11 protein-coding genes are annotated in these 14,126 nt (G+C 61.4%); 8 read left to right on the forward strand and 3 right to left on the reverse strand.

Annotation, left to right across the window (positions count from 1 at the left end; genetic code table 11):
* Positions 1–168: 168 nt before the first annotated feature.
* The 6 genes from AC5SSZ_RS20570 to AC5SSZ_RS20595 all read left to right on the forward strand — a co-directional run bounded on the left by AC5SSZ_RS20570 (position 169) and on the right by AC5SSZ_RS20595 (position 7,383).
* Entirely contained in the window at positions 169–1,647 is a 1,479-nt protein-coding gene (locus tag AC5SSZ_RS20570; protein WP_495439818.1) for an ABC transporter substrate-binding protein, read from the forward strand.
* A gap of 324 nt (positions 1,648–1,971) precedes the next feature.
* Complete coding sequence (locus AC5SSZ_RS20575; RefSeq protein ID WP_065272216.1) at positions 1,972–2,919, forward strand: ABC transporter permease; 948 nt, start codon at positions 1,972–1,974, stop codon at positions 2,917–2,919.
* Entirely contained in the window at positions 2,916–3,731 is an 816-nt protein-coding gene (locus AC5SSZ_RS20580) for an ABC transporter permease (protein ID WP_274835430.1), read from the forward strand. The genes AC5SSZ_RS20575 and AC5SSZ_RS20580 overlap by 4 nt, the downstream gene beginning before the upstream one ends.
* A 139-nt stretch (positions 3,732–3,870) precedes the next feature.
* Entirely contained in the window at positions 3,871–5,463 is a 1,593-nt protein-coding gene (locus AC5SSZ_RS20585; RefSeq protein ID WP_495439820.1) for an ABC transporter ATP-binding protein, read from the forward strand.
* Entirely contained in the window at positions 5,460–5,933 is a 474-nt protein-coding gene (locus AC5SSZ_RS20590) for a GNAT family N-acetyltransferase (RefSeq protein WP_347508168.1), read from the forward strand. Before AC5SSZ_RS20585 ends, AC5SSZ_RS20590 begins: the two co-directional genes overlap by 4 nt.
* Positions 5,926–7,383: an aldehyde dehydrogenase family protein gene (locus tag AC5SSZ_RS20595; protein ID WP_495439821.1), complete on the forward strand. Its 1,458-nt coding sequence runs from the start codon at positions 5,926–5,928 to the stop codon at positions 7,381–7,383. The genes AC5SSZ_RS20590 and AC5SSZ_RS20595 overlap by 8 nt, the downstream gene beginning before the upstream one ends.
* Before the next feature lie 151 nt (positions 7,384–7,534).
* On the opposite strand, the gene pncB is transcribed toward AC5SSZ_RS20595, so the two are convergent.
* From pncB to pncA, 3 genes are all read right to left on the reverse strand, one after another.
* The gene (gene pncB / locus AC5SSZ_RS20600) at positions 7,535–8,824 is read right to left on the reverse strand and encodes a nicotinate phosphoribosyltransferase (RefSeq protein ID WP_495439822.1); all 1,290 of its coding nucleotides are present in this window, start codon (positions 8,822–8,824) and stop codon (positions 7,535–7,537) included.
* A gap of 62 nt (positions 8,825–8,886) precedes the next feature.
* Positions 8,887–11,157 (reverse strand): PAS domain-containing hybrid sensor histidine kinase/response regulator, encoded by a 2,271-nt coding sequence (locus tag AC5SSZ_RS20605; RefSeq protein WP_495439823.1) that lies wholly within the window; start codon positions 11,155–11,157, stop codon positions 8,887–8,889.
* Positions 11,158–11,232: 75 nt separating this feature from the next.
* On the reverse strand, positions 11,233–11,838 hold the full coding sequence (gene pncA, locus AC5SSZ_RS20610; protein WP_495439825.1) for a bifunctional nicotinamidase/pyrazinamidase: 606 nt from the start codon (positions 11,836–11,838) through the stop codon (positions 11,233–11,235).
* A 191-nt stretch (positions 11,839–12,029) separates the two neighbouring features.
* Between pncA and trhO the strand changes: the two genes are divergently transcribed.
* Positions 12,030–12,941: an oxygen-dependent tRNA uridine(34) hydroxylase TrhO gene (gene trhO / locus AC5SSZ_RS20615; protein WP_274835436.1), complete on the forward strand. Its 912-nt coding sequence runs from the start codon at positions 12,030–12,032 to the stop codon at positions 12,939–12,941.
* A gap of 228 nt (positions 12,942–13,169) precedes the next feature.
* Positions 13,170–14,090, forward strand: a complete 921-nt coding sequence (locus AC5SSZ_RS20620) for a GAF domain-containing protein (RefSeq protein ID WP_495439827.1) — start codon at positions 13,170–13,172, stop codon at positions 14,088–14,090.
* Positions 14,091–14,126: the final 36 nt, after the last annotated feature.

Genomic DNA, 14,126 nt, shown 5'->3' on the forward strand with positions numbered 1-14,126 from the left:
GGTATCATTTCGCACCCGCAGCATCCAGTGCGCGAAATGTCTCCCCCCTTGTCTCTTTCTGCCGCAACGCCAAAACGCGACAGGCTCTTGATTAACACTGCAAAATCAGGACAGACTTCTGGCAAGCCCGCCAACAAGGGCGTGTTTCCAACATCAGGGAGTTTCAAAGTGACATTCAGATCCATCCTCTTTGCCGCCGGTTCCGCGCTGGCGCTGAGCACCGCAGCCGCCTGGGCCAAAGACAGCGTCACCATCGGTCTGCAGCTGGAACCGCCGCATCTGGACCCGACCAGCGCCGCTGCCGGGGCCATCGATCAGGTCCTCTACTCCAACGTCTTCGAAGGTCTGACCCGCTTTATGGGGGATGGCTCGGTTGTGCCGGGTCTCGCCAAAAGCTGGGACATTTCCGAGGACGGTCTGACCTATACATTCCACCTGCACGACGGCGTCACCTTCCATGACGGCACCACCATGGACGCCGAAGACGTGAAATTCAGCCTGGACCGCGCCCGCGCCGAAGACAGCGCCAATGCGCAAAAGGCACTGTTCTCGGACATCGCAGATGTTACCGTGGTTGACCCGATGACCGTCAAAGTCACGCTGAGCCAGCCTAACGGCAGCCTGCTGTTCAATCTGGCCTGGGGCGATGCCGTGATCGTGGCGCCGGAAAGCATCGAGGACATCAAGACCGCGCCGATGGGCACCGGTGCCTTCAAATTCGCAGGCTGGGTGCAGGGCGACCGCATCGATCTGGAAAAGAACGCCGATTACTGGGGCGCCCCCGCGAAACTGGACAAGGCCACCTTCAAGTTCATCTCGGACCCCACCGCCGCCTTTGCAGCCGTGATGGCCGAGGATGTGGATGCTTTTTCCGGCTTCCCCGCGCCCGAGAACCTGCCGCAGTTCGACGCCGATCCGCGGTTCCAGGTTCTGGTCGGTTCAACCGAGGGGGAAACCATCCTTTCGACCAACAACAAACAGGCGCCCTTTGACAATGTGAAGGTGCGCGAGGCGCTGGCCCATGCCATCGACCGTCAGGCTATCATCGATGGCGCCATGTTCGGCTATGGCACTCCGATCGGCACCCATTTCGCGCCGCACAACCCGGCCTATGTGGATCTGACCGGTCAGTCCGCCTTTGATCCGGAAAAGGCCAAGGCGCTGCTGGCCGAGGCCGGTCTGCCGGACGGATTTGAAACCACCCTGCACCTGCCTCCGCCCTCTTATGCCCGCCGTGGCGGTGAGATCATCGCCGCCCAGCTGGCAAATGTCGGCATCAAGGCCGAGATCATCAACGTAGAATGGGCGCAGTGGCTGGAAACCGTCTTCCGCGGCAAGAACTTTGGCCTGACCATCGTCAGCCATACCGAGCCGATGGACATCGGGATCTATGCCCGCCCGGAATACTACTTCCAGTATGACAATCCGGACTTCCAGCAGCTGATGACCGACCTGAACGGCACCACCGATCCCGATCAGCGGACCGCGATGCTGCAGCAGGCGCAAAAGATCATCGCCGACGACTACGTCAACGGGTACCTGTTCCAGCTGGCTTCTCTCAGCGTGGCAAAGGCTGATCTTCAGGGTCTTTGGGCCAATGCGCCGACACAGGCGACCGACCTGACTGCTGTCAGCTGGTCCGAATAAGCCCTGCCAATCTACCCCAACAAAGGGCGCGCTACGGCGCGCCCTTTTTCATGCCCGCTCCGTACTTTTACCTCTCCGTCGGCCAGCGGCTCGGACCAGACGGAATCGCATATCGAATCGTGAATGCCCTGAAGAAAAAATGGCTTTGATGTCTGCTGCTTAGCTCGGATTTCGCACGCTTCACGACGGCTGCGCGTTAGCCGCACAAAAGATGACCGAATTGGCAATTTTTCACGGCCAGATCACAAAAATAATAGCGCCAGTTTCACCCTCTGCGCTGCTTGCTCTGGACCGATCCCTCTGCTGATTCTAGCCTGTGTCACAATGATACAATATTCTTTCAAACGACTGCTTTCGCTGTGCCTCAGCCTGGCTGTGGCCTCTATCGTGATCTTCGCGGTGATCGAAATCGCGCCCGGCGATCCGGCGTCCTTCATGCTGGGCATCAACGCCCAGCCTGACACCGTGGCGGCCCTGCGCAGTGAGCTGGGGCTCGATGAATCGAAGCTTCACCGTTACCTGACCTGGATCGGCGGCATGCTGACCGGCGATTTCGGCACCTCTTATACCTACCGCACCCCGGTGGCCGAGATGATCGCCGACCGGCTGTGGGTATCGCTGCCGCTGGCGCTTTATGCGCTGGCGCTGTCGACGCTGATCGCCTTTCCCGCCGGGATCTATGCCGCCGCGCGGCGTGGGAAACCCGGGGACATGGCGGTGATGGGCGCGACCCAGTTGGGCGTCGCCATTCCGAACTTCTGGTTTGCGATGCTGCTTGTGCTTGTCTTTGCCATCAACCTGCGCTGGTTCAGCGCCGGGGGCTTTGGCGGCTGGGAAAACGGCATCTGGGCCGGGATGAAATCCCTGACCCTGCCCGCCATCGCGCTGGCCCTGCCGCAGGCGGCCATTCTGGCGCGGGTGATGCGCTCCGCCCTGCTGGATATCTTGGGTGAGGACTTCATGCGCACCGCTCGTGCCAAGGGTCTGACCCGCAGGCAGGCGCTGTGGCGGCATGGGCTGCGCAACGCGATGATCCCGGTGCTGACCATCATCGGTCTGCAGTTTTCCTTTCTGCTGGCCGGGGCGATCATCATCGAGCAGGTGTTCTACCTGCCCGGCCTTGGTCGGTTGGTGTTCCAGGCGATTTCCTCGCGCGATCTGATCGTGGTGGAATCAGTGGTGATGCTGCTGGTCTTTGCCGTGATCACCGTGAACTTTCTGGTCGATCTGGCCTATGCGCTGGTCGATCCCCGGCTGAGGAGCCGCACATGAGCCGCAGTCTGATCCTTGGCATATTCCTGTCCTCGCTGGTGCTGCTGGCGGCGTTGCTGTCCTTTGTCTGGACGCCCTTTGACCACACGGCGATGGCCATCCCGGACAAGTTGCAGCGGCCGAACGCCGTGCACTGGCTGGGTACCGATCACTTCGGACGCGACATCTTTTCGATGATCATGGTGGGCGCGCGCACCTCGCTGGCGGTGGCGCTGGTGGCCGTCGGTATCGGCATGGCCATCGGCATTCCGCTGGGGCTAACGGCGGCGGCGCGCAAGGGCTCCGTTCTGGACGAGCTGATCATGCGCGGCAACGATCTGGTCTTTGCCTTCCCGTCGCTTGTGATCGCGATCCTGATCACCGCCATCTTTGGCCCCGGCGCCATAAACGCGATCATCGCCATTGGCATCTTCAACATCCCGGTCTTCGCCCGCATCACCCGGGGGGCGGCCTTGTCGCTCTGGCAGCGGGAATTCATTCTCGCGGCGCAGGTCGCGGGCAAGGGCGCAGCGCGGATTTCAGCCGAGCATATTCTGCCCAACGTGGCGAACCTGCTGATCGTGCAGGGCACCATCCAGTTCAGCCTTGGCATTCTGGCCGAAGCGGGCCTCAGCTATGTCGGCCTTGGCGCGCAGCCGCCAACTCCCAGCTGGGGACGCATGCTGGCGGATGCGCAGACCATGGTCAGCTTTGCCCCGCATCTGGCCATCATTCCCGGATCGGCCATCGTGCTGACCGTGCTTGGCCTCAACCTGATGGGCGACGGGCTGCGCGACTGGCTGGACCCCAAACTGCGGGAGGCCCGCACATGACACCGCTTTCCCACATCTCCGCAATGGCCATGTGCCTGGCACAGCCGGGCCGCGCCCGACCCTCCCCCCGGGAGGGCGCATTGCGCCCATCCAGGCTCGGGCGCTCCCCTTGGTGTGATCTTATGGAAGGACGCCAGACGTGAGCCTGCTGAATATCACCGACCTGTCGCTCTCCATCGGCAGCCATCCGATCCTGAAGAACGTGACCCTTTCGGTCGCTGCCGGAGAGATCGTCGCCGTCACCGGCGAAAGCGGCTCCGGCAAATCCATGACCGCCTTTTCCGTCATGCAACTGCTGCCCGAGAGGACCACGATCCAGGGCCAGATCCTGCTGGAAAACACCGATCTGACCCGGCAAAGCGAAGCGCAGATGTGCGCCCTACGCGGTCAATCTATTGGCATGGTCTTTCAGGAGCCTATGACCGCGCTCAACCCGGTCAGGACGATTGGCGATCAGGTGATGGAGACCATCCTGATCCACGGCGCCATGACGAAACAAGAGGCCGAACAACGCGCCCGCGACATGCTCGACCGGGTCGGTCTGCCTGCGGATCGCTTCCCGCTCAGCCGCTTCCCGCACGAGCTGTCCGGAGGTCAGCGCCAGCGGGTCGTCATCGCCATGGCCATCGCCCTGCGCCCGAAACTGCTGATCGCGGATGAACCGACAACTGCGCTGGACGTGACCACTCAGGCCCAGATCCTAGACCTGCTGAAGGATCTGGTGCAGGAATTCGGCATGGGGCTTCTGATCATCACCCATGATCTGGCCGTGGTGGCGGATCTGGCCGACCGGATCGTCGTCATGCGCCACGGCGAAGTGGTCGAAACCGGGGAAACCGATTGGCTGCTGCACAACATGAGCCACCCCTATACGCGGATGCTCTTCGCCGCCTCCTCGCATCAGGTCACCCTGCCAACGGCCCCGGAACCGAAACCGCTGCTGGAGGTCAAGGGCGCCGTACGTGACTACCGCCTGCCGCGCAAATCACCCTTTGTCCCGCAGCAGCATTTCCGCGCCGTGAACGAGGTCTCCTTTACCCTGAACCGCGGCGAGCGGCTGGGCCTTGTGGGCGAGTCAGGCTGCGGGAAATCGACCCTGACACGGGCAATTCTGGGGCTGGAGCCACTTCAGAGTGGTGAAATCCTGCTTGACGGGAAGCCGATTTCGGCCGGTCACGCGGCCGAGGCGCGCCGTAAGATGCAGGTGGTGTTTCAGGATCCCTTTGGCAGCTTCAACCCGCGTCACCGGGTCGACCGGCTGATCACCGAACCCTTCTACAGCCAGCCCAATGCCCCCACCGGCAGCGCCCGCACCGATCTGATCGCGGAGACCCTGACCGCCGTCGGCCTGGGGCCGCAGGATGCGAACAAATACATTCACCAGTTCTCCGGCGGTCAGCGCCAGCGCATCGCCATTGCCCGCGCTCTGATCACCCGGCCCGAGCTGATCCTGTTCGACGAAGCGGTTTCGGCCCTTGATGTCTCTGTCCGTGCGCAAATCCTCGACCTACTGGCCGAGCTGTGTGAGGCTTATGAGCTCACCTACCTGTTCATCAGTCACGATCTTTCGGTGGTGCGCACAATCACCGATCGCTGCCTGGTGATGCAGAAAGGCCAGATCGTCGAGGAAGGCGCCACCGAAGAAGTGCTGTCGGCGCCCCGGCATCCCTATACGCAGGCCCTGATTGCCGCCGCCCCTGTTCTGCCCGATCTGACGCAGGGAGCGGCATGAGCCTGACACTGTCCCTGATCCTGCCAAAGGAGCATGCGGTTCTGACCAGTGTTCTGGCGGGGTATTTCGAAGAAACCGCAAGCCAGGCCCGGATCGATCCGGGCGACAGGGCACGGCAGATGCTGCACCGCAAGGATGTCACCGCCTTCTGGGTGCTGAATGCCGGGAAACGCATCGGCTTTGCCCTGGTTCTGAACCTGCCCGACGACCGGCGCGAGCTGTCCGAGTTTTCGATCTTTGCCCCGCATCGCCGCCATGGCTTTGGCCGGGCAGCGGCAGAGATCCTGTTTCAGGAGTTTCCGGGGCGCTGGCGGATGGGCATTTCGGCCCAGTCCCCGTCGGCCCTGGCCTTCTGGGGCACCTGTCTGAGCGTCCTGCCCGGGGTTACCGAGCTGCGCGAGGGCGCACCCTTTACCGAGTTGCAAAGCAAAAGCTATTCCTTCCAGATTACAGGACCCACTCATGACTGAAAAAAACAATATCTGGTTCGATCCCAGTTTCTGCCTGATCGGCGGCAGCTGGCAGGCCTCGGCAAGCGGGGAGACCCTGCCGTTGATCAATCCGTCGAACGGCAACGAACTGTGCCGGATCGCCCGTGGCGGCGCCGAGGACATCGACGCCGCCGTGCGGGCTGCCGAAGCGGCGCTAGACAGCGGTTGGGGCCAGATGCCCGCATTGGAGCGTGGCCGTATCCTGTGCCGCATCGGCCAGCTGGTGCTGGAGCGGGTGGATGAGCTGGCGGCGCTGGAAGCAATGGATGTCGGCAAACCCCTGACCCAGGCCCGTGCCGATGCGGTGGCGCTGGCGCGCTACTGCGAATTCTACGGCGGCGCTGCGGACAAGGTACACGGGGAGACCATTCCCTATCTGGACGGCTACACCGTCTATACGCTGCGCGAACCGCATGGGGTCACCGGCCATATCGTGCCCTGGAACTACCCGATGCAGATCATCGGCCGCTCGGTTGGCGCAGCGCTGGCGATGGGCAATGCCTGCGTTCTGAAACCGGCCGAGGAAGCCTGCCTGACCGCGCTGGCCTTTGCCCAGCTGGCGCTGGATGCGGGCCTGCCCGACGGGGCGCTGAACGTGGTGCCGGGACTGGGCGCCGAGGCCGGCGCGGCTCTCACCGCGCACCCCGGCGTGCATCACATCTCTTTCACCGGCTCGGTGGCCACCGGCGCCCTGGTGCAGCAGGCCGCGGGCAAGAACGTCGTGCCGGTGACGCTGGAGCTTGGCGGGAAATCCCCGCAGCTGGTGTTTGACGATGCTGATCTGGATGCAGCGTTGCCGTTTCTGGTCAACGCGGGCATTCAGAACGCCGGCCAGACCTGTTCTGCCTCCTCGCGCATTCTGGTGCAGCGCGGCGTCTATGAAGAGGTCAAGACCCGCATGTCCGCCGCCTATGCAGAGCTGACCGTAGGACCGGCCCCCGAAGACCTGCGTTTGGGGCCGCTGATCTCGGCCCGGCAGAAGGAAATCGTCGAAGGCTTCCTGGCCAAGGGCGCGGATCTGACAGTGGCCGCGCAGGGGGTGATCGTGGACGGCGCGCCCGAGGACGGTGCCTATGTGCGCCCGACCCTGTTTGCCGATGTGCCCGCCGATCACGCGCTGGCGCGGGATGAAATCTTTGGCCCGGTGCAGGTGATGATCCCCTTTGACACCGAAGAGGAAGCCGTAGAGATCGCAAATTCCACCGACTACGGCCTCGTGGCCAGCGTCTGGAGCAGCGATGGCGCCCGCCAGATGCGGCTGGCAAAGAAGCTGCGTGCGGGTCAGGTCTTCCTCAACAACTATGGCGCCGGGGGCGGTGTGGAGCTGCCCTTTGGCGGTGTCGGCAAATCCGGCCATGGCCGAGAGAAAGGCTTTGAAGCGCTTTATGGCTTCTCCCAGCTGAAAACCGTCGCTGCCTATCACGGCTGACACAGCCCAACTGAAGAGGTTTTGCGCTGCGCTTTGCGCATCGCGAGGCCGCAGGCCGCGCCTTCGGCGCGGCCTGCGGGGCCCAAGGGGAAGACTTGCATGTTCCATGCGAGCCTTCCGCGCGGGAGCCACCGCCTCCGTTAGAAGCGCTTCAGACGATGACGTCGATGCGTTCCTGTTCGCCCACGCCGAATACCCGCTTGTAACGGGCAACTTCATCCGCCGGTCCCATCGCCTTTTCGGGATTGTCCGACAGTTTCACCGTGGGGCGGCCATTGGCGCTGACCGCCTTGCACACCAGCGAGAACGGCGCCAACGCGTCATCCGGCACCAGCCCGCGGAAATCATTGGTCAGCAAGGTGCCCCAGCCGAAGGACACCTTGACCCGGCCCGCGAACTGCCCGTGCAGCTCGGCGATCTTGTCCACGTCGAGACCATCCGAGAAGATCACCCGTTTCTGTTTCGGATCCTCCCCGCGGTCCTGCCACCATTTGATCGCGACCTCGGCGCCCGCAGCGGGATCGCCGCTGTCGATGCGGATCCCGGTCCAACCCGCCAGCCAGTCCGGCGCGTGCTCCAGGAACCCCTTGGTGCCATAGGTGTCGGGCAGGATGATGCGCAGGTTGCCGTCGTGTTCATCATGCCAATCCGACAGCACATCATAGGGCGCGCGGGCCAGATCCTCATCCGTTTCGGCGAGGGCGGAATAGACCATCGGCAGCTCATGCGCATTGGTGCCGATCGCCTCAACCTCGCGACGCATGGCGATGAGGCAATTGGAGGTCCCGGTGAACTTCGGTCCCAGCCCCTCCATCATCGCCTGCACGCACCAGTCCTGCCACAGGAAGCCGTGCCGCCGCCGGGTGCCGAAATCGGCAATCGACAGCCCGTCGATCTTGCGCAGGGCTTCGATCTTTTCCCAGACGCGGGTCATGGCGCGGGCATAAAGGACCTGCAATTCGAACCGGCCCATGTCGTTCAGAACCGCGCGCGAACGCAGCTCCATCAGCACCGCCAGCGCCGGGATCTCCCACAGCATGACCTCGTGCCATTTGCCTTCGAAGGTCAGCTCGTACTGATCACCCTTGCGCTCCAGATGATAGGGCGGCAGACGCAGGCCTTCGAACCACTCCATGAAATCGGGGCGGAACATCTGGCGTTTGCCGTAGAAGGTGTTGCCGCGCAGGAAGGTGCTTTCGCCGCGGGACAGCGACAGCGACCGGATGTGATCCAGTTGTTCGCGCAGCTCGCCCTCGTCGATGAGCCGGGCCAGCGGCACCTGCGAAGACCGGTTGATCAGCGAAAAGGTGACTTGGGTGTCCGGCTTGCTGCGGAACACCGACTGGCACATCAGCAGCTTGTAAAAATCAGTATCAATCAATGACCGGATGATCGGATCGATCTTCCATTTGTGATTGTAGACGCGGGTTGCAATATCCACCGGCGGCCTCGCTCCGTTGTTTCACAACGTGATAGGGCAGGCCCACGCCCGGAGCAAGGAAATCAGCCTGCGCGCAGGTTGTGTCTGTGGCCCCCGTGGGTCAGCAGGACATCGATCAATTGTTTGCGGTTGATCGGTTTGGTGAGGAATTCGTCCATGCCCGCCGCCAGGCAATCGGCCTTGTCGGTGTCAAAGGCGTTGGCCGTCAGGGCGATGATCACCGGCTGGCGGATCTGCAACGCCCGGATTGCCCGGGTCGCTTCGAGACCGTCCATGACCGGCATGCTCATATCCATCAGGATGATATCGGGCTGAAAAGACTGGGTCAGTTCCAGCGCTCTGGCGCCATCCTCGGCCAGTTCGATCTCCACCGGGAAATCCTTGAGGAACTTCTGGACCAGGATCTGATTGACCTTGTTGTCCTCCGCCACCAGCAGACGCAATCCGTTCAGCGCCGCGGGCACCTCTTCGTCAACAACGGAGGCGCCACAGGCCTGCTGGGCAGCGGCGGCAGGATCTTTCGCTTCCTGGAAGGGCAGGCGCACGGTGAAACAGGATCCCTGCCCCGGCTCAGACGCGACGGTGATTTCCCCGCCCATGGCCACTGCGAGGCGACGCGAGATGGCAAGCCCGAGGCCGGTGCCGCCAAAGCGGCGGCTGATGGCGGCGTCAGCCTGGGAAAACCGTTCGAAGATCTTGCTCAGCATGTCCTTGCTGATCCCGATCCCGGTATCGGCGACATGGATGGTCACATCCCGGCCGGTATCACTGTTCTCCGCCAGCAGCGTGACCTTGACCTGACCGGTCTCGGTGAACTTGATGGCGTTGCCGATGAGGTTCGTCAGGATCTGGCCGAGCTTGCGGTCATCACCATTCAGCAATGCCGGGACAGTGTCCTCGCATTCAAAGACCAGCTTCAACCCCTTGGCATCGGCCTGCGACTTCAGCAGGCGCAGGGTGTTTTCGCAGCAGCGGCGGGCATTGAAATCCACGGCATCAAGGGACACCTCGCCCGAGTTCAGCTTGGACAGGTCAAGGACATCGTTGATCAGATCCAGCAACGTCCGGGCCGAGCTAAGGATGGTATCCGCATAGAGCTTCTGATCTTCATCCAGGTCGGTGTCTTCGAGCAGCTGCGCCATGCCGATCACCCCGTTCATGGGGGTGCGGATTTCGTGGCTCATGGTGGCAAGGAATTCGGATTTTGCCCGCGCGCCTTCCTCGGCGGCGAGGCGGGCCTTTTCCAGCTTGGCGGCGTATTCCTTGGACTCGGTGATATCGCGTTCTACCGCGATATAGGTGGTGACGGCGCCGGTATCGTCCCGCATCGGCACCTGATTGGTCTCCAGCCAAAGCGTTTTCCCGTCCCGCCGCTGGTTCAGCACCTGTACCCTGAAGGGCTCCTCCCTCTTGCGCCCTTCGACAATGACGTCAAGGCTCGCCGGGTCGGTGTCCGGGTGGTTCAGAAGATCGCCGGGCTGACGGCCGATCGCCTCTTCCGCGCGCCATCCCGTGATCCGCGTGAAGGCATCGTTGACCCAGATGATATTGCCGGTCTTGTCCATCAGCATGACACTGTCATTGGCGTGACGGGCCACCAGCGCCAGCCGCTGGGTCTCAAGTTGCTGCGCATAAAGGCGCTGATAGGCGGTCTCCAACTCCTGCCGCTGAAGGGCCTGGGCCAGCAGGCTGCTGCGGGTGCGGTGGAAACCGCGCGTGGTAAAGGTCAGCAGCCAAATCAGCGAGCCAAAGAATACCAAAAGCCCGGCGAAATGAAGCTGCGTGTCCGTGCTGCTACCGCGCAGCACCGGCCCCCGCACGATAAGTATAAGGATAGGCGTCGCCGTATAGATCGCCAGACGGAAGAACACCGCGATCCGGTGGAAGGGAAACAGCAAGCCTGCGTTGATCGCCGCACTGGTCAGCAGGGCAATGGAAAACAGCTGGTCATGCCGCTCCGAAAACTCCGGCGACCCTGCATCCACATAAACGGACCAGAGCGGCGCCGTGGCAGCGATGGCAACGCCAATCCCGTGAAGGGCTGCGGTCGCGGAACTGACGCTCCGCACCCGTTTTTCAGCGGCGGCATCCCGGCGCAGGCGATTGCGGGCCTGATGCAGATACCAGCAGTCCAAAAGGTCGGGGAGCATCGACGCCAGAAAGCTGAGAAGAGCAACGGCAGGCAAGATGAGATAGGCCAGCGCAAGGGACACCAGCACCGCAAACACAAGGCGCGACTTGAAACCCTTGATGCGCCCTCTGGAATAGCGATCAAACAAGCCGGCCGAGCTATACTTCTGGTAGTGGCTTGTCAGCGGTCCATTACCAGACATGCGCTGCTCATTCATCGTCTATCCTTGCGCGTGTCAATCCGCTCTTTGAATTAACGAAACTCCCTTTAAGAAACACTAAGCAGGTCCCTGGCCCAAATGGACACCCGCCTCCTGCATGTCCTTCAAGGCTGTATTGAGCGATCCCTCCAGATCGATGGCCCGGCAGGCCGAGAGATCAACCCGGACATCAAATCCCAGCCGCGCGGCATCCAGCGCCGAGAAGGCAACGCAGAAATCCGTTGCCAGGCCTACCAGCGTCAGATCCATCAAGTCCCGATTGCGCAGGTATCCTTCAAGCCCGGTCGGCGTGGTCTTGTCGTTCTCGAAAAAGGCCGAATAGCTGTCCACTGCCGCACGAAACCCTTTACGGATGATCAGATCCCCGTCCTGCCGCAGATCCTTGTGAAAGGCAGCGCCGGGGGTACCCTGCACACAGTGATCGGGCCACAGAACCTGCGGTCCATAAGGCATCTCGACCACGCCGAAGGCAGCTTCGCCCGGATGGCTGGAGGCAAAGGAGGAGTGTCCCGCCGGGTGCCAGTCCTGGGTCAGGATGACCGCATCATAGCGATCCATCATGGCGTTGATCGGGGCGGTGACCTCTTCGCCGCCGGCCACTGCAAGCGCACCACCAGAGCAAAAGTCATTCTGAACATCTATAACGATCAAAGCACTGGGCATGAAACTATCCTGTCTCGTTTCACAAGGCGTAGGGCGCAGCATCTGTTGCGTCAATCCCCGCGCCCACTGCGGGACGAAGCATTCCGACATGCTGCCTGATCGGCAACGCGACCAATTACCACGCTGAAAAGCCGGGCCGTCACGACAGCCCATCTTGCAGGATTTTCAGACTCTGGTGTAAAGGGCTGGCTATGTACACCATCGCTGCCCTGTATCACTTCACCCGCTTTTCCGACCCCGACGCTTTGCGGGGGCCGTTGCTGGATCTCTGCCTCGCACAGGAGGTCAAAGGCTCTCTGTTGCTGGCGCGTGAGGGGATCAACGGCACCATTGCCGGTCCGCGCGCCGGGATCGACGCCGTGCTGGCGCATATCCGCGCCCTGCCCGGATGCAGCGATCTGGAGTGGAAAGAAGCGACCGCCACCGATGCGCCCTTTGGACGGATGAAAGTCCGTCTGAAAAAAGAGATCGTGACCATGGGCCAGCCCGATGTGGACCCCAAGGCCCGCGTCGGCAACTACGTCGAGCCGGAAGACTGGAACGATCTGATCCGCTCAGACGATGTGGTGGTGATCGACACCCGCAATGACTACGAGGTGGCGATCGGCACCTTCGAAGGCGCGATCGACCCCGAAACCAGCAGTTTCCGGGAATTCCCCGCCTGGTGGGAGGCCAACAAGGACCGTTTCCACAACAAGCGGGTTGCGATGTTCTGCACCGGCGGGATCCGCTGCGAGAAGTCCACCAATTTCCTGCTGGGTCAGGGCGTAGAGGATGTCTACCACCTGAAAGGCGGCATCCTGCGCTATCTGGAAGAGGTTCCGGAACAGGACAGCAGCTGGCAGGGGGAGTGCTTTGTCTTCGACAACCGTGTCTCTGTCGGGCACGGGCTGAAGGAAGGTCCGCATGAGCTGTGCCACGGCTGTCGTCGCCCGCTGCTGCCCGAGGACAAGTCGCGCCCCGAGTACGAGGCCGGGGTCTCCTGTCATATGTGCATCAATGAGACCAGCGAGGCCGACAAAGCCCGGTTCCGGGAGCGGCAGAAGCAAATGCAACTGGCCCGGGCGCGCGGGGCGGATCATCTGGGCACGATTGCCCTTTAAGGTGGACCGTTCTGTAAACCTTCAGAAATAAGCCTTAAAGCAGAATAGTTTCCTCCACGATACCGCTCTTGGTGGAATTTTAATCTTGCATTCTCTTCACGACTTTTTCATTTTATTTAATTGTAGCCAGCGACTCCTATCAAGGCTTGCGTATTTCAAAGCTCGATCGCTGGTGCTTGTGCCATTTTGCACAGTCAATTTTAGAAATGTTGAGATGAGGTGATTTCGATGATCAATTGCTCAGCCGAGCTGCTGCACCGTCCAGAGGAAGCGGCCAATATTAAACTTGGAAAAGTATCGATCCCCAGCCTGTTCCGCGACCTGCCCGAAGCCGTCATCGTAGCGGATGAAAACCGCCGCATCGTCTGGGCCAACAATGCCGCGTTAAGCATGTTTGGCCACACCATCGATCAGATGGTCGGCCACAGCACCACCATTCTTTACCCAACTGAAGAAGGCTACCTGTCCGCAGGCGCGGCACATTTCAATCCATCCGGATCCGCAGAGCAACATAATTACGAAAGCAACTATTTGCGATCAAATGGAAAAACCTTTTTAGGCGAAACAACAGGCGGCCCAATTCGCGATTCCCGTGGCGTCGTTTTGGGGTATTTCGGTATTACCCGCGACATTTCAAAACCGCGCGCTTTTGACGAATTGCTCGCTAGGCTCTATCGGGTTTCTTCGGATCAAGAGCTTGAGACCAATGAAAAGATCCGTGAAATTCTCAAAATGGGTTGCGCCCATTTTCAAACGGATTCGGCTTTGGTTAGCTGGGTTCACGGCGAAGACTACACCGTGCTCTACAGCTATTCCCAGATCGCGGAAATCGAACGCGGCAGCCGGTTCAAGATCGCCGATTGCTGCTGCGCACGCGCGATGGAGGCCAATGGCCCGATTGCCTGCAGCTCGGCGCAGGAGGTCGGAGACGCACCCCACCCCTGTTACAGTCTGTTTGTTCTTGAAACCTATATCGGGGTACCGTTAGTGGTCGATGGCGAACGGTTCGGCACGGTCAACTTCACCTCATCAGAACCGCGCACGCCCTTTGAGAGCAGCGATCTGGAGCTGATCAAGATGTTTGCGGCCTGGATTGCCCAGCAGCTGAGCATCGAAAAAGCGACAAACCAGCTGATCGAAATCAGCTGATCGCCCACCCTGCGACACGCGGGCTTCGTCAGCCGA

The organism is Phaeobacter sp. CC-HEC084 (assembly GCF_059429255.1).